This is a genomic window from Hydrotalea sp. GW822-HT8A01 (assembly GCF_058798575.1).
Genome location: NZ_CM179506.1, coordinates 2,280,747 through 2,297,417 on the forward strand (window position 1 = coordinate 2,280,747; position 16,671 = coordinate 2,297,417).

Consider the following 16,671-nt stretch of genomic DNA (forward strand, 5'->3'; position numbering starts at 1 on the left):
ACAAGTTTATTACTCAATTATAATTGCTTTATTTAACCAAATACATATGGACCTTAAAGGCGAAAATTAACAACGAACGGCTAACAAAAGTATCCTATGTACCTAACGACTGAGGAAGTAAAGGGGTAATATGTGTTAATTTTTTTCTTTTGAAAGAGAAAGATGATAGTATGAAAGATCATCTTTCCCTCTCGCAAGATTGTTCTTTGTCCATATAAAATTTAATTCTTTTTAATCAACATGCCCAGCAAAACGAGCGAGACATTCGTGTTAGTATAAAGCCTGAAATCCCGAACAAAAAAAGTGTAGAAGAGCAATACAATTTGGTTTGTGATTTATCAAACAAAGAATTTACAAAAGTGTTTTGGATAATTGATCTTGATACTGTTATCAAGGAAGAAAATGAAGCACCCAAAGGAAAAAAATCACCACTTAAAATATTTGAAGAATATAGAACAGACCTTATTACGAATTATACAAACGTTGTTGTAATCGTAAATAATCCTTGTCTTGAATTTTGGTTTCTACTTCATTTTGAAAAAACATCAAAGTATTTCAACACTTGCTCAAGTGTGGAAACAGAATTAAAAAAACACTTAAAGAATTACGAAAAAGACACAAAAGTTCTTCACGAAACAAAATGACGACATTTATTTGAAATTAAAACCGAACCTAAAGACAGGTTTAGCAAACTCTATTGCTCTTGGAAATTTTGACAATGAAAATCCTAAGAAAGCAATGTGCGAAATGGAATTACTATTTCAGTCAGACGAATTGAAAAAGCACTTTGAAAAAAAAGCCGAACCGCCAACAATGAAGTCGCCTGTTGAACGAAACCGGTAAATTAGGGGGCTAATGATTATGGAGTTGTCGTTTTGCTACTTTGTTGCTGCAATTGAAAATTGGGGGTATTATTTTTTCAATTCTTACCACCTACACGGCTAAACGTTTTCCCCCTTTAAGTTTTACGGGGTGGTTTTTTAGTGGTAACCCAGCTATTTGATACACAAGTTTATTGCTGGCCATCAATACCGTTTTATTGGTTTCTAAACACCATTTTTAACCACTTATGCTGCTACAAAGAAACTGTGTACTATTTTGCCATACTCTTTCAAAATAAAACATTTATACTCAATTAATTATAAAAAAAAATTAACTTTTATTATGATTTTTTTTGGTTGAATTGATTTTATTCATAATTATTATTATTTTAGGGTAAAAATCGATGCATGGGTTTTGAGTGAATGGTTACTGTATTAGTATTCATATACTGAGAGGATGTAAAAAATAAAAAATCAAATAGTTGGCTTTACGAAAGCGTGTAAAAATGTATATGTATTTCGCAAAAGTGTCATACAGTATTGATAATCAGAACAACAATATTTTTTAACCTTAATCCATTCAAATAGTAAAGTTTCGTATATTTATAAGTTGGTGGCAAGCTTATCGGACACACCCTAATTATTCAAAATGAATTTATCAAAACTAATCTCTTGCAGACACTGCGGCAACATTGCTAAAATGGAAATAGTCGGCAATGTAAATGATGACCAAACTGATTATGACCCAGATGACGGACCAATTGGCGCATGGGGTATTCATTACAATGTTTTGAGGTGTCCTGCTTGTGAAAAAATCAATATTGTTTCGTACACATGGCATGACGATATGGAAAGCGACGATGAAATTAGTTATGACTTTTTGTATCCTCAAAATGCAAATTATCCTATTGGACTTCCTGAAAAAATTTTGACAGCGTATAAAGCAGCAGAAAAAGTAAAATCTATTGACGTAAATGCTTACGCCATTTTAATGAGACGGCTGCTTGAATTAGTTTGCTTAGACCGGCAAGCATCTTCTGGAACATTAGCAGCAATGCTAAAAGAACTTGCAGACAAAAACGAAATACCTCAAAAACTTGTCAAAGTCGCATCAGGGTTGAAAGACTTTGGGAATATCGGTGCACATGCAGGAAGCGGAGAGTTAACAGAAAAAGAAATTCCTATTGTAAATGCATTGTGCAGTGCTATTTTAGAATATGTTTATAGCGCACCTCATCTTGCAACGATTGCAGAGAACAAATTAAATTCAATTAAAACAAAAGCAAAAAGCAAATAAATTATGGCAACAAGGACAGTTTTTTCGGACGACAACAATAATGAAATGGATTGTTATTTAAATGACAACGGTAAAGTGTTTATTAGTATTGGGCAGACTGGTGATGACAATATTTATAGTGGCTTTATCACTCTTGAAAAAAGCGATGTTACGCAACTCATTAAAATTCTTTCAGAACTTGAAAAAGAAATGGCAGACTAAAAAGCCTGCCACCAACATGGGGTTTGCTGCAAGTGTGGCTGGACGTTGTTAGCTTCAGCGGCAGTTCGCTGTTCGGCTTCAGTCCGGGCTGGACGGAATGCTATTGGGCTTTTGGTTTTTAACTTGTACTTTTAGTTCATCAATCAGCAGCGGCTCCGGGCAGACGGAACACTAACTTTGTGTACATCAAGGCCACAGAAAATGGTACTACCTGTGAAATCTAATTGATTAACTTTAGCCATGGAAATGAAGTTTTAAAATGAGCGGATATTTTACTCTTAAATTTAAGCGAGTATCCTGTCAACTCATACATAAGACCTAATGCCACACCTGCAGCAAGCCCTGTTCGTTGGCAGTAATTTTACAAACGAGCAAAACGGACGACAATGAGAAAAATATTTTTGATTGCTTTAATTTTTATTTCAGCGACAACGACATTTGGACAAACGCTACATCTTTACGGTGGAGAAAATCACGATGAATATCTTGGTTGTCTAAACTGCAACAGTTACGACAATAATTCTATTTGGAATGAATATGGAACTTACGGAAATAGTTACAATTCAAAATCAATATGGAATGAGTATGGAACATATGGAAACGAATACAACTCATACTCACCTTGGAACAAGTATAGTTCAAACCCACCCGTAGTTGTGGACAAAGACGGCAATTTTTACGGCTATTTTACCATAAACGAGAGCAAAAGCAAAAGAGCAGAATTTAATTTGGCTTTGATAATATACAAGTATTATGACCTAATCAGGGACGATGTTTCAAAATGGTATGACAAAATTTTTGAGTAATGAACACATATCACTTTTTGACATACATATTCATCGGAATATCACTAACAGCGATTCTAACTTCGTGTTCTTCAAAATCTGAAAAACAAAATAACGACTACTATACAAGTAGCTACGACAACAGAAATTATGAAAGTAACTCATCTAATTATTCAGAAGAAGAAGAAAGTAACGAAGATAATGACGAATATTCTTCAAATTCAGGTTGCAAATTTGAAGACGGAACATATTCCGCAACAGTTAATTACTACAATCCAGAAACGGGTTACAGCCAAACATACACATTAGACGTTGAAGTAGAAGATTGTGAAGTTGTGCAAATTGACTTTCCTAATGGTGGTTGGCTTGACATCGACCATATAACACCTGCTAAGCTTTAAGAAGATGCTTCTTGTACAATTGATGGAGAAGATAGAAAAGTGTATCAAATTCAAAATGATAATTAAATAATATTTTATGAAAAAGTATTTATTAATGGCATTGTTACTTTGTAATCTAAACATTAGCTTCGGACAAGTAATGAAATTTCGTTCGTCAATTTTTAGTTTAAAGACAAAAGGAACTTATGGTTGGACTAAATGGAGTGAGCCTACCGAGGTTAATATATTAATTGTTTTTGATTTGGATAAAAACAGGATTACTATTTACAGCAAAGAGACTCAAGTTTATGACATTTATCAAACTTATGAAAAATATACAGATAGTGATGGTGACGACACTTTTGAATATGCTTGTGTTGATGCAAATGGATTAAGATGTCATGTTAGATGGCTAAAGCTAAATTCTCAAAACGGTAGGCTTCAAGTATATGTCGATTATAGTGACATGATGTTGATGTATAATGTTAAACTATTAGAATAACAGCCCATAACAACTAAGGCTTCGTTGGCTGCGTAGCGCCAACAATGAAGCCGCCTGTTAAACGAAACCGGTAAATTATCCGGGTGTTTATTGATTATGGAGTTGTCGTTTTGCTACTTTGTTGCTGTAATTTTACAAAGACACTTACCTACTAACACTATTTAAAAATTAGTATTAAATTTAATAAAATAAAAAATAAAATGGCACAAATCAATCCTTACATTCATTTTAACGGAAATGCAGAAGAAGCATTTACCTTTTATAAGTCAGTTTTTGGAGGTGAATTTGCGATGATACTGCGTTTCAAAGACTTTTCAAATCCCGAACATCCTATTGCAGAAAGTGAAGAAAATAAAATTATGCATATTGCTTTGCCCATTGGTAAACATAACGTGCTAATGGCCAGTGATACGCCCGAATTTATGGGCAGGCACAACGAAAATGAGACAAGAAGTAAGATTTCTATAAGTGCAGAAAGCAAGGAAGAAGCTGATAAATTATTTAATGGGCTTTCAGAAGGTGGGAAAATAGAAATGCCTATTGGCGACAGTCCTTGGGGTTCCTATTTTGGTATGTTTAGAGACAAGTACGGCATTGAGTGGATGGTTGATTTTGATCCAAAATACAAACGACAATTGTAATGAATTTAAAACAATAACAGCACGTAAACTTAAATAATTTTAAAAAAACGAAAAACAAGTTTTCACCAATTTTGCATGATCAGTTAAGGCCAAAATAAATCTATGATATTTTACAGGGGTGAGCTCCCCCAAAAACAGTAGGGTTTAAGGTAGACAAATGTTTAATTTTATATTCATATAATAAACCACTATTCCTGGTTTATGACAAGTGCCTAAACTAATAAAGCAAAATATTATACAAATTACTTCATATACAGAAAAGATAGATTCTTACCTTAATTTCGTATTTCTTGCCTTTCTTTCAATATCATTAAGCAAAATAAAAAGATTATAAGTTACCTCAAATACCTTTGTTTTAAATCCTCTTCGTTGTTCAATCCTTGTTGTAAAACAGCCTAATTTTTCAAGTTCGCTAAGACTTTTACTAGAGCATGTCTCAAAAGTATGTTTTTTGTAATAAATTGAATGAATTTGCCGTTTATAAGAGAAACGACATTTATGGATATCACAAACGAACAATGGGACTTGATCTGTGGGTTGATTGAAAAAAATATTCCGGCCAAAAAGATAGCCGGACGTCCTCGAGTAGATGATAGAGCAATTTTAAATGGGATATTATGGATATGTAGAACCGGGGCACCATGGAAAGACCTGCCAGATCGATATCCACCTTATCAGACCTGTCACCGGCGATTTCAGGAATGGGTAAAGTGTTTGCTATGGGAGCAGATATTAAGTCGCCTGGCGGTGGATTTAAAAACTAGGGGAAAGATTGATTTGGCAGAATGTTATATTGACGGCAGCTTTTCAGCGGCTAAAAAAGGGGCTTTGGAGTTGGGAAAACTAAGCGGGGCAAGGGTACGAAGCTCATGGCAATTGCAGACCGTAATGGTCTTCCTATCGCCATTTCCACACATGAAGCAAGTACCCATGAGATTAAACTCGTTGAAAAAACGATATCAAAACGATTTACGCGAACAAAGCCTAAACGCTTGATTGGGGATATGGCTTATGATAGTGATCCTCTTGATAAAATACTTAAAGGGAACCGCATCAAAATGATCGCTCCACATAAAACCAACCGGGTGAAAAAGGCCACACAGGATAGACGTGAATTACGACGATACAAAAACAGGTGGAAGATCGAAAGAGTCTTTGCCTGGATTCAGCAGTTTCGACGTTGTCAAACAAGATTTGATTACTATGATGCTAATTTTCTCGGATTTGTACAATTAGCTTGTACAATTATATTATTAAGAAACTACTTTTGAGATACGCTCTAATTGTTTTTGAATCGTACCATAAATACCAGCTATTAAGAATTGACTTTACTTTAGTATTGGTAATTATTTTATTTTCTTTGTTTATCCACCAACAAGCTAATGCTATATTTAAACACTTGTCAGTAATTGCAACATCATTTTTTTTAGCATAGTTAACTATTGCCTTATGTGATTTTAATATGTTATTTAGGGTTGATAATCTCATTTTTATTTATAATTTATTTGTTATTGTTTGATATTATTTGTTTCAATTCCTGTATTCGGTTGAGGTATGGTAAAAAGGTTTGTTTGCCGTTGTTCGCTTTCACAGTGGCAAGATGGCTTTCAATAAATGAGGAACAGTTGGTTATTGTGCTGCACCCGTTCAACTTTACAGAATGGGTTGGTAATTCAATGTTTGCAAAGTAGTTTTCAAGTTCGGTAATATCCTGTTCCCAGCTTACGGTCTTCGGTTGTTCAGGCTTACTGAAATAGTAAACGGGTTCGGGCTGTTCAAATGGTTTTACATCAACCAATGGTTGAACAGATGTAGGTGGTTCGGTAGCTTCGGATTCAGGTAGGGCAAAGGCTTTATAATTGAATCTTATTAAATAATCGGCAAGGTCAAGCCCTTGTTTCCTTTCCGCTTCAGTTGCTTTGCGTTCCAATAAATCGGAAACAGTAAATATTGTAATGTGTGAAAGTTCCTTTGCTCTGCTGCTCCATTTTTCAAACCCATTGAGGTCGGGAAATAGTGTAACAGTTCGCCCCTTTAGTATGCTGCATTTTTCAGCGTTAAGGTTCGTAAGACTGCCAACGGCAACCCAAATAAACCGGGGTAAATAAACGCTGGCAATTACAGCCGTTTTTTCACTCTCAACTATGGCAATGGGTTTTGTTTTATCAATTAGTAAGTGTTGGCCAAATAAACATTGCCTTAACTCAAATTCAGGCTGTTTGAGGGCTTTATGTACCCAGTTAATATGATTGAACGGTTTTTTTATTCTTTTGCCTGTGGTGGGGCTGTAAAGCATTATTTTGCCCGTTCTTACTTTGCCCTGTGTATCTATTTGCCAAAATACCGTTGCACCGTTCCAATGTTTTGAGGTGGCAATAAAATAATGGCTTACCAGTTGGCTGGCAACCCCAACCCCGAACAGGTTAATAAGGAACTTTACAAAGTTGTTCATTTGGTACGATGTGGGATTCAGGCTGTCTTTAAATACCTCAACGGGAATGAATGAAACGGGCTTTGGTTGAGGTGTAACAGGTCGAAGTTTGTATGCTTTGGGCTGGGGGGTATCAAACGAAATATTGTTATCCTGAAAATATTGTTTCGGGGTGTAGTGGTAACCGCAATTATTTTGACGGTTGCACCTGCCAACGGTGGAATGTATGTGTTCGCCTGTTTCCGTATCAATGTATCTGGAAAAGGTTTTATCGCTCTGATGGCAACTGGGGCAACGGTAACGGGTATTTATTCCATTGTATGGTTCTAATATATATTTGCGTTCACTCATTTTTTACTTATTTTGGTAACATTAGTAACATTTAGTAACATTGGTAACAGGTGTTACTAAGTGTTACTACTGTTACTAATCCTGTTTGTAATCCGGCTAACTTTTACTTTAAAGCTATTAAACTTGCTTTCGTCCTTACATAACCGTTTTGCAATGGTATATGCTGTTATGCCGGGTTCAGCTTGTAATAATTCTTTGATACTGTTTTCTAATTCAGATTTTTCACTTTCACTAATTTGGATCAGGTGTTCCCGTTCTGTTCCGAAATTGAGAAACTCAAATTGTAAAAAATTAGAGGGCTTAGCTATTTGACAAATACAAACATTTTCAGCATCGTAAATTTGTTCGGTGTTCCGCTGCTTAATCTGTTTGAGATATCGTAAATTTTTATCGATGTGGCTATCGCCTATGGCAAAGGAACTATCACAAAAGTTTATTAGCATCTTACTGCCTTGTAAATCATTTCGGGTTATGGGTTTTGATAAATCCCTTTTCGGTGTGTGTGCAAGTGCTAATATTGAAAGCCCGTATTTGTTCTTTAATGCTTTCAAATGTTTCATTAAGGGCAAAGCATCTTTAGCTTTTTCAGTTTCATTTTTGAGGTAAGTAATGTTATCAATGATTAAAACCTTTGCCCCTGTTTCGGTAATACTTCGTTCCAACGAATGGTTAAGGTAACCCTCAAAGGTTTGGTTTTCGGGTATTACTGCATCCGGGTTTATTTCAACCCGTATAAAATTGTTATCAAAGCTGTAATGCTGTTTAAACTTTATTGAATATCGGTTTTCAAATTGTTTGTCGCTTAACTCAAAATCAAAATACAAAATCGGTTGCTTTGGTGTTTCCAATTTAAAGCCCACTATCTGTTCGCACCTGCTTATGCTATTACCAATTTGCACGGCTAAAATTGACTTACCTAAATTGGTATCGGCAAACAAAATACATAGTTCCCCTTCAAACCAAAATTCACCAAAAAGCATTTTTGGAATAGGTCGGGTTTTCGCATGCTCAATCCAACGGTTGGCTGTTTTTACGATGAACAGCCCTTTACTTTCTTTGGCTTCATTGCCTTGCTTTAAAAGCCTTTCATCTTCGGTTTTAATATCCTCAACCCCGATACCATATTTATCAAATTCAAATTGAGGATTAAGTTCATTTAATTGCTTATCTTTGGGGCTGTTAAATATCTCATCAACCCCGTAATTCTGTTTGTTCATAATCGGGGTTTTTTATTTGTGAGTATTTACGTAAGTTGCTGCCTGTATTTGCTTCTCCTGATAACTTGTATTACTATTAGATAGCATCCAGGCTTCTAATTTTTCTCTGTCGAAAAAAATACGTTTCCCATTAGGTTTACTAAACGGCAAGATGCCGTTGGCAGTCATCTTATACACATACGATTTTGCATACCCTAAGTACTGGCATCCCTCTTCAAAGGTTAATACCCTTTTGTTTTGAAAATTCATATTAAATAAATTAAAAACTTAAAAAAATGAATAACCGGTCATCCTGTTAACGTAACGAAGATGGTAACAAAAGGAAGGGAAAATAATACTATTGGTAGAGTGTGTAGTTGATATGTAGTTGGTGTAGTTTGAAATACCTGTTATTATTCACTTTCAGGTAAATGAGCTGTTTTATTTTTATAACTACATGTTTATTTTCATGTAGTTTTTTGGCGCTCTAAGTTGGTGTATTGCTCTCTGCAAACAATCTGCCGTTTTTTATTTTTTACAGTTCTATTGTTATTTTGAAGTGCATCAACATTAATGGCATTACCATTATGGAAAAAACAGTTGCAGGTTTTTGTAAGATAGGTTTGGATGGCATTTTTAATGCAAGGCGATGAGCGTATTTTTTTCAAAAAATTGTCAGTCTTTAATAAAAGTGTTACTCTCTCTGCATCAAGTTGATATAGATACCCTTCAGGACAGCCAACCATAATTTATACATACCCTAAGGCAATACCCACAAACAAAAAGATAATTTTGAACTGCCTACAGCTACTCAGATTGTTTGGGCAGATGACAGGGAACAGCATACAACCAAAGTGAATGCCCGGTATTTGATTTTTAGGTAGCCAGTAATGGTTTATAGGCTTTAAAACCCATCACCAACTACCGAAAATGTTTAACACATAATCTGCCAAATTGCCATTTGCTATAAAGTATTTGGATGATGTTATAAGTTTCTATATATTTATTTTTTATAGATGTAGAACGCATAGATCCAGCAAGGCAAATAGCTAACGCATGGTTTAATTGTAAACAATAAGCTGTGGGTGAGGGCAGCGAAGCTATAGGTAAGAGTGACCAAAGAAGGGAAGAAGACATTCAATAAAGGTTGGCTTTACGAAAGCGTGTAAAAATGTATATGTATTGCGCAAAACAGCTCTAACTGATTGATAATGAGGGCGACAATATTTTTTAACCTATAACCAAGCCACTTGTAAACTTTCGTATATTTGTGAGTTGAACCAGCTTAGACGAGCTGCAAACCACTTTTGAACATTGACATTTTATCCCAAACTATTCAGCTAAATTTGACCAAATTTTATAAATGGAAGATAACGTATTGACAAGTGCAGTTTTTGAAGAAATGGTTGATTATATCTCAAAAAATGGGACACAGCGTTCTATAAAACCAACATTCAAAACCGACGACTTTGCACTTTACAATGATGACTGCTTAGAAGTTATGTCAAGGTTGCCCGACAACTACGTTGATATGATTTTTGCTGACCCACCTTATATGCTTTCAAATGATGGATTTAGCTGCCAAAATGGACGAATGGTTAGTGTAAACAAAGGCAAATGGGACAAATCAAAAGGCTTTGACGAAGACTTAAAATTTCACGAAACTTGGATTTCTGAATGCCGAAGAATTCTAAAACCACAAGGATCCATTTGGATTAGTGGAACATATCATTCAATTTATCAGTGTGGTTTTTTGTTACAAAAACTCGACTTTCATATGCTTAACGACATAGCTTGGTTTAAGCCCAATGCTGCACCAAATTTGAGTTGTAGGTTTTTTACAGCATCACACGAAACTTTGCTTTGGGCAAGGAAAGACAAAAAAGCAAAACATACTTTTAACTATGAAGCTATGAAAGATGGACGTTTTCCTGAAGATCCAATGAAAAAACCTGAAACACAAATGAGAAGTGTTTGGAGCATTCCTACAACGCCACAAACTGAAAAAGAATTTGGCAAACATCCGACACAAAAACCTCTTGCTTTGCTTAAAAGAATTGTTTTGGCTTCGACAAACCCCAACGACATAATTTTTGATCCATTCAATGGTGGTGGCACAACAGGAATTGCAGCAACATTAGTTGGACAAAGAAAGTATATTGGTTGTGAACTCAACAAAGAATATGTTGACTTGACAATTAAAAAGTATAACTCAATTAAATCTCAAAACTCTTTATTCGACTAAATGAAACATAAAGGAATTGGTGGAGCAAACACAAAAACAGGTTTAGTATTTGAAGGTAAAACCGACCTAACCACTTTTTTAAATTCACAAAACGGCTATCTTGTAACTGATGGAATTGTTTATTACAACAAAAAAGAAGTTGCAAGAATTTTCAAGAAAAATGGTTTCTACAAATTCCTTGAAGAGCAAGGCGTAAACTGGAAAGAAATTGTTTCTAAAAGACTTTTACCAGACGACAGCATTTTTGTAATCATTAAAAATACTTTGTTTGTAATTGAGTGCAAGTTTCAACAAGTTGCAGGTTCAGTTGACGAGAAACTTCAAACTTGTGATTTTAAAAAGAAACAATATCAAAAATTACTTTCAAGATTAAACATTGACGTTGAATATTTATACTTGTTAAGTGATTGGTTTAAAAAGCCTGAATACAAAGACGTTTTGGATTACATAATAAGTGTTCGTTGTAGTTACTACTTTGAGTTTATTCCACTTGACAAATTAGGACTACCAATGCCAAAGTAGAAGAAAGCCGAACGCCCAACATGAACTGTGCAAAAAACCAAACAATTGTCTATTTTTTTACGGTTTTGCTGAGCAGTAATTTGGTTGATACAAACTGTTGTTTTTTACTAGTGCAAACACCTGTTTCAAAAGTTTGTTCATTACAGCAATCAACGCCTGCTTTCCTGTTTTTCCATTCGCTTTTAAACGCTCAAATAATTGTTTACAAGCGGTATTGGTTTGTTTAGCATTCATGGCGCACATGTACAATACATCGCGTATGGCTTTACCTCCTTTTTTGTAAATGTGATGATTGCTTTTAATACTGCTGCCACTACTATATTCAGTAGGGCTTAAACCCGCAAAGCTGATGAGTTGTCGATGGTTTTGGGTATGCTTAAATCCTTGGGTAAAAATAATCAATTATGCAGTGGCGCGCTTACCTAACCCCTTGATGCTATGGATGCTTTTATACTGATTGGGCTGCCACTGTTTTAAAAGTAATTCTAATTTTTGTTCCAATATAACCATCTCTTTTTCTAAGTAAGCCTTCATCTTTTCAATAGAATGAATGGTTTCCTTACTGGGCACCCGTAATAACTTTAAACTGTGCAGTTGATTATTAAAACGTTTTATTTGTTCAGCGTATTCTCGTATTGTATTGTATATCTGCTTGCTTTCAAAGTAAGCACTGTCAGGCATTTCCCAAAATACAGGACGCTGCTCTATAGCATACTTACAAATCCAACAACTGTCTTTTTTATCATTCTTATTACGCTCTAGGTGCATTTGTATGTAGCGTTTAATGCTCATGGCATTGACCACACTCAAACGGCAACCCTGGCTGTGTAAGTAAAAGGCTAGGCGAATATAATACACCCAGTTGCCTCCATCACAAAGTGATAGTTAATACCAGTATGTTCCAGTATTTTCCTAAATCCGGCCATATTATTGCCTACCTGCAAGTGAAATAGGTCACCCTGATTGTTTTGATACGTAATATCCAAGGTAAGATGGGATACATCAATACCACAGCATAACATTTTTGTTTCCATAATCTGTGTTTTTTTGATAAAAAGATTAATTTTAAGTAACAAGGAAAAAATGGAAGAACAATCTTACGCTGTGCTATCTATCCTAATACAAGCTTTTAAACAAGCATGTTGAACTTTTCAGCATCGGGTAAGAAAAGGGCGGGGGCTATCATGTTAGTATGGCTCGGGGCCAATGCGGTTTTACGGCCTTATTCCGCCCTTTGTTCTTTCAAATATCTTTCCCTTATCATTTATAAATTTATTGAATTGTAAACATAGGAAATGGTTTTGTGCAAGTTGGGCAGACCGAATAAACCTCAACATTTGTGCTACTATTTAGCTTTAGTTCCAGCGTGACAGAACGCTATTTGGCAAATGAATAAATCATCAGCAATTTTGCGATCATCAACTTTTGTTACGGGCAGACAGTACGCAAATTCCCAACCTGCACAAAGCCATGAACATTAGCAGCCGTTCTAACATGAAATTCGTAAAGTATCAAGGACAACATAGACTTTCGCAAATTTATCTAAAGCAATTTGGATATAAGAGCAATGGTAGGTGGTATATTTCGGTATGGTACAAAGGCGACAATCATACAGACATTCTTTTAATCAGCGACTTTACAAATGAAACGAATGTGTTTGACATGCCTTTTTATGAAGAAGAATTAAAAAGATTTTTTGAGGATTTTAGTAATCAACATTTGGAAAATCACTATGAAAAAATCGTAAAAAGTATAGCAAACAATAATTTTATTCCCAAGTTAAAAAACTTATTGTTCGCTTTTGTTGCTAACATAATTTGTAGGTCTATACCTCACAGAGATTTTTTTAATACACTTTTGCTGGATACACAAACAAGACAAATTTTTCTTCAGGAGATAACAAAATTTGAAGAAGATGAGTACTCAAAATGGAAAGCAGCACTAAAAGAATTAGAACCAGAATATCAATTTAATGTTGTCGTCTTACAAATCATGATGTACTTGACAAAAGTTTTTGAAACATTTGATTGTGTTATTTTAAAAGCGCCTGAAGACAAAGGCTGGTTTACTTCCGATAATCCTGTTGTTATTGACAAGCAAGAAAATTTCAGTTATTTAATTCCTCCAGAGGCAGAAATATATTTTCCTTTATCAAAAGATTATTGCTTATTCATGTTTTCAGAACAATCAGAAATAAAAAATAATGCGTTGCGAAAACTAAGGAAGAACAAAATAAATTTGGTAGACGATATAACTCATAAATCAATTTGTGACAAAATCACTTGGAATGACAATCGCTATTTAGTTTTTTTTGCAGATGTACCAGTGACATCATTTGAATAAATTTAAGAACGGCTGCCAACAACAACTAAGGCTTCGTTGGGTGCGTAGCGCCAACAATGAAGCCGCCTGTTGAACGAAACCGGTAAATTATGCGGGTGTTTATTGATTATGGAGTTATCGTTTTGCTACTGTGTTGCTGTAATTGAAAATCGGGGGGGTATTATTTTTTTCAATTCTTTGTTTACTGCTGTGTGCCTTTGCTTTGCCTGATGTGTAATATTTTTCTATCGAAGTCTAAGTCCTGCAAAGCAATACTCCTTACTTCCATGCACCTTAAACCTGTATTAGCCCCCTAAAAGGCTGGAGATATGTATAGAAATAGATTGACTTATTAAAAAGTCACTAAATTTTAAAAATATGAGTATCATCAACAGAAAATGGAGTGAGGCACAAAAGTTGTAAATCATCCAGGAAGTAGAAATGTATGGCTTGCAAGAAACGCTACGCAGGTACAATTTATCTCAATCACTTTTTTATAAATAGCGAAGATGGTAACAAAAGAAAGAGAAAATACTATTGATGGTCTGTGTAGTTGCTTAGTTAGTGTGGCGTGAAATGCCTTATATCGTTGATTTTATATCACATGAACAGCTTTATTTTTATAACTACATGTTTATTTTCCTGTAGTTGGTTTGGGGCTTTTAAGATGTGCTATTGCTTGTAGCAAATATTTGTATCGTTCTTTGTTTTTTACAACTCTATTATTATTTCCAAGTTTTTTAGCATCAATGTCATTACCCTCATAAGAAAAACATTTGCAGGCGATTTTGTAAATGCCCATTTTCTTTTTGCAAACTGCTTCACTTCCCTTTTCTTTTAAGTTGTTGTGCAAAAGAAAAATAAATCTTGCAAGTTCATTCAGATCACCTTCCCATGATATTTTTTCTTTTACTCCCCCTTTTATATTGAACAAACTATTGAAAACACTTTTTGTGGTAGCTTTATCTATAAAATTATTGTTCCGCAGCACATTATAACAACTTTCTGTATCAACATTGGCAAGTAATTCAAAATAATTTTGTATTGGAATTGCATCTTCTTCCAGTTTATCTATTTCATTAAAATATGGTTCAAACACTCTATAAATGATAGTTCCAAAATAACCGATAGAATTTTTAAGTAATTCCACATATCTCTCTATGTAAATAGGTTTTATAGAATTATCGTCTGTTTTAATTTCATGTAGTACAACTTTTGGAAATGGTTCATCATAAGATTTATTAAATTCATCAGCCCAACTTCTTCTATCATAACAAAGTTCTTTATAAAAATTACTTCGCTGTTCCTTGTTTAATACTCTGACATATGTTTGTAATGTTTTAATAGTTTTTATTCTATTTTTATTCAAAAAATATGTATCCATTTCTTTTGCGTGGGTAGTTAATTTTGCGATTACATTATTTCGCTCTGATTCTATTAAAATCTCATCCTTTTTAAGTTTATTAAAAAAATTAACGAGCGTAAAGTGAAATTCAGGAATTGCACTTAGTATATTTTTAATAACATTAACTTCACCTTTCATTATTATAATTTTAAATAATAAATAATCACTTTGTTATAAATCAAAATTGATTTTGTCTGTTGCCACTTGTTTCATTGCTTCTGCTGCTTTTACATACCGTTGTGTATGCTTCAAACTGGTATGTCCTAAAAGTTTTGAGGCGGTTAAAACATCTACATCATTAAATATTAAGTTCGTACCAAAGCTATGCTTTCCATTATGCCAGGTTATTACTTTTTGAATTTTAGCACGTTTTACCCATGCTTTTAATGTTTTGTTCGCTCCATTAGCAGTTGGTAATACAAAAACATCTTTATCCGGGTTTTCAGCTTTACCTAAAAGTTTGATGGCGGTTTCATTTAAAGGGGTTGTAACAGATTCTCCTGTTTTACTTTGTGTTACTTCCATTTGTTTACTATCAATCTTTATGTTTTTCCATTTTAAAGTCTTTATATCGCACCAACGTAACCCGGTAACACAAGTAAATAAAAAAGCCCTTCTTACTTCGCTGCTTTCTGTAGGGGTTGCACTCAATATTTTTAATTCCTCCAGCGTTAAGGTATCTTTCTTTTTTGCCTTGCCTTTTACTTTACGTTCTACAAAATCCAGTACATTTTCTTTCATTAATTTTTTACGATAAGCCTGTTTAATCATTTTCTTAAAGCGGCTGTAGTATGACGCTGCACCTTCACCGGTGCTGTTAGCCTCTAAGTAATCTATAAAATCCTCAATAATTAATGCAGTAAGGTTGCCAAAGGTTAAACCGGGCTTTTTTATTTCAATTAAATAATCAGCAAAGCGATTGAGTGCTCCCTGCATATTTCGTTTATCTTTTTTTGTGTAGCCATCAATAAAAGTCTGCATCCACACTGTAATGATTGTTTTTTTACCTGCATCACTAACCATGTTGTAATTATTAGCTTCTAATTCGGCTGCCCTTGCCGCCTTGATAGCTTCGGCCTGTTGCATCAGTTTTTTGTTTTCTTCACGGTCACTTACATTAGAAACCTTTGAAAGTTTAAGATTTGTAAGTGTTTCAATTTTACGTTGACCATTGTTATAAATATCTAATCTTAATGAAATGCTGCCATCGGCATTTTTGCGCTTTCTTAGTATTACACTCATTTTTCCTTTGGTTTGATGTTAGTTTCTCTAAGGTGTGAATTTTAAATGAAATTGTGTACCTGAGGTACAATAGAGGTACAAAAAAAGAAAAATAAATGATAAATTAAAAGAAATGAAAAGAAAGGAAAAACGTTAAAATCCATACTGGTATTGATTTTTAGGGCATAAAAAAACCACCTTAAAAAGGTGGTTTAGTGCCCAGAACAGGAATCGAACCTGCACTACCTTGCGATAACCAGATTTTGAGTCTGGCGCGTCTACCAGTTCCGCCATCTGGGCTTGGGGCTGCAATATTAAGGCATCCTGTTTAATACACCAAAATGCTGCAGG

The 16,671-nt window shown here is 34.5% G+C and carries 19 protein-coding genes and 1 tRNA gene; 12 read left to right on the forward strand and 8 right to left on the reverse strand.

Annotation, left to right across the window (positions count from 1 at the left end):
• Positions 1–287: 287 nt before the first annotated feature.
• The 9 genes from AC3QLY_RS10010 to AC3QLY_RS10050 all read left to right on the forward strand — a co-directional run bounded on the left by AC3QLY_RS10010 (position 288) and on the right by AC3QLY_RS10050 (position 5,898).
• Positions 288–644 carry an RloB domain-containing protein gene (locus AC3QLY_RS10010; protein ID WP_353744812.1) on the forward strand — a complete coding sequence of 119 codons (357 nt, stop codon included), beginning with the start codon at positions 288–290 and terminating at the stop codon, positions 642–644.
• Between the two features lie 10 nt (positions 645–654).
• Complete coding sequence (locus AC3QLY_RS10015; RefSeq protein ID WP_074421230.1) at positions 655–843, forward strand: hypothetical protein; 189 nt, start codon at positions 655–657, stop codon at positions 841–843.
• 627 nt (positions 844–1,470) lie between these two features.
• On the forward strand, positions 1,471–2,118 hold the full coding sequence (locus tag AC3QLY_RS10020; RefSeq protein ID WP_074421231.1) for a DUF4145 domain-containing protein: 648 nt from the start codon (positions 1,471–1,473) through the stop codon (positions 2,116–2,118).
• A gap of 3 nt (positions 2,119–2,121) precedes the next feature.
• Positions 2,122–2,319: a hypothetical protein gene (locus AC3QLY_RS10025; protein WP_143439667.1), complete on the forward strand. Its 198-nt coding sequence runs from the start codon at positions 2,122–2,124 to the stop codon at positions 2,317–2,319.
• A gap of 386 nt (positions 2,320–2,705) precedes the next feature.
• Positions 2,706–3,125 (forward strand): hypothetical protein, encoded by a 420-nt coding sequence (locus AC3QLY_RS10030; RefSeq protein WP_074421232.1) that lies wholly within the window; start codon positions 2,706–2,708, stop codon positions 3,123–3,125.
• Positions 3,125–3,505 carry a hypothetical protein gene (locus tag AC3QLY_RS10035; RefSeq protein ID WP_074421233.1) on the forward strand — a complete coding sequence of 127 codons (381 nt, stop codon included), beginning with the start codon at positions 3,125–3,127 and terminating at the stop codon, positions 3,503–3,505. The genes AC3QLY_RS10030 and AC3QLY_RS10035 overlap by 1 nt, the downstream gene beginning before the upstream one ends.
• A gap of 76 nt (positions 3,506–3,581) precedes the next feature.
• The gene (locus AC3QLY_RS10040; protein WP_143439669.1) at positions 3,582–3,986 is read left to right on the forward strand and encodes a hypothetical protein; all 405 of its coding nucleotides are present in this window, start codon (positions 3,582–3,584) and stop codon (positions 3,984–3,986) included.
• Positions 3,987–4,186: 200 nt separating this feature from the next.
• A complete protein-coding gene (locus tag AC3QLY_RS10045) occupies positions 4,187–4,627 on the forward strand; it encodes a VOC family protein (RefSeq protein ID WP_074421235.1) in 441 nt (146 codons plus the stop codon).
• Between the two features lie 498 nt (positions 4,628–5,125).
• Positions 5,126–5,898, forward strand: a protein-coding gene (locus AC3QLY_RS10050; protein ID WP_143439552.1) for an IS5 family transposase whose coding sequence is annotated in 2 segments (ribosomal slippage) — positions 5,126–5,462 and positions 5,462–5,898 — 774 coding nt in all. Because the reading frame shifts where the segments join, the coding sequence is not laid out codon by codon here.
• 230 nt (positions 5,899–6,128) lie between these two features.
• Here the strand turns inward: AC3QLY_RS10050 and AC3QLY_RS10055 are convergent.
• Genes AC3QLY_RS10055 through AC3QLY_RS10065 form a run of 3 tightly spaced genes read right to left on the reverse strand, consistent with a single transcriptional unit; the run spans position 6,129 to position 8,875 of the window.
• On the reverse strand, positions 6,129–7,409 hold the full coding sequence (locus tag AC3QLY_RS10055; protein WP_492989710.1) for a DUF6965 family protein: 1,281 nt from the start codon (positions 7,407–7,409) through the stop codon (positions 6,129–6,131).
• Positions 7,410–7,465: 56 nt separating this feature from the next.
• Positions 7,466–8,626, reverse strand: coding sequence for an AAA family ATPase (locus tag AC3QLY_RS10060; RefSeq protein WP_492989711.1), 1,161 nt, complete (start codon positions 8,624–8,626; stop codon positions 7,466–7,468).
• Between the two features lie 12 nt (positions 8,627–8,638).
• Positions 8,639–8,875, reverse strand: coding sequence for a helix-turn-helix transcriptional regulator (locus tag AC3QLY_RS10065; RefSeq protein WP_074419930.1), 237 nt, complete (start codon positions 8,873–8,875; stop codon positions 8,639–8,641).
• Positions 8,876–9,968: 1,093 nt separating this feature from the next.
• On the opposite strand from AC3QLY_RS10065, the gene AC3QLY_RS10070 reads away from it, so the two are divergent.
• Positions 9,969–10,850, forward strand: coding sequence for a DNA-methyltransferase (locus AC3QLY_RS10070; protein ID WP_492989712.1), 882 nt, complete (start codon positions 9,969–9,971; stop codon positions 10,848–10,850).
• Positions 10,851–11,372, forward strand: coding sequence for a PD-(D/E)XK nuclease superfamily protein (locus AC3QLY_RS10075; RefSeq protein WP_492989713.1), 522 nt, complete (start codon positions 10,851–10,853; stop codon positions 11,370–11,372).
• A gap of 57 nt (positions 11,373–11,429) precedes the next feature.
• Here the strand turns inward: AC3QLY_RS10075 and AC3QLY_RS10080 are convergent, their stop codons facing one another.
• Together AC3QLY_RS10080 and AC3QLY_RS10085 are read right to left on the reverse strand one after the other, a co-directional pair.
• Positions 11,430–11,774, reverse strand: a complete 345-nt coding sequence (locus tag AC3QLY_RS10080; protein WP_492989714.1) for a transposase — start codon at positions 11,772–11,774, stop codon at positions 11,430–11,432.
• Positions 11,775–12,230, reverse strand: coding sequence for an IS110 family transposase (locus AC3QLY_RS10085; RefSeq protein ID WP_492989715.1), 456 nt, complete (start codon positions 12,228–12,230; stop codon positions 11,775–11,777).
• 636 nt (positions 12,231–12,866) lie between these two features.
• Between AC3QLY_RS10085 and AC3QLY_RS10090 the strand changes: the two genes are divergently transcribed.
• Positions 12,867–13,715, forward strand: coding sequence for a DUF4238 domain-containing protein (locus AC3QLY_RS10090; protein ID WP_492989716.1), 849 nt, complete (start codon positions 12,867–12,869; stop codon positions 13,713–13,715).
• A 613-nt stretch (positions 13,716–14,328) separates the two neighbouring features.
• Here the strand turns inward: AC3QLY_RS10090 and AC3QLY_RS10095 are convergent.
• The 3 genes from AC3QLY_RS10095 to AC3QLY_RS10105 form a co-directional block, all read right to left on the reverse strand.
• Complete coding sequence (locus tag AC3QLY_RS10095; RefSeq protein ID WP_492989717.1) at positions 14,329–15,237, reverse strand: hypothetical protein; 909 nt, start codon at positions 15,235–15,237, stop codon at positions 14,329–14,331.
• Positions 15,238–15,270: 33 nt separating this feature from the next.
• Positions 15,271–16,341, reverse strand: coding sequence for a tyrosine-type recombinase/integrase (locus AC3QLY_RS10100; RefSeq protein ID WP_492989718.1), 1,071 nt, complete (start codon positions 16,339–16,341; stop codon positions 15,271–15,273).
• Between the two features lie 195 nt (positions 16,342–16,536).
• Positions 16,537–16,620: transfer RNA gene (locus tag AC3QLY_RS10105), tRNA-Leu, on the reverse strand.
• Between the last annotated feature and the right edge of the window lie 51 nt (positions 16,621–16,671).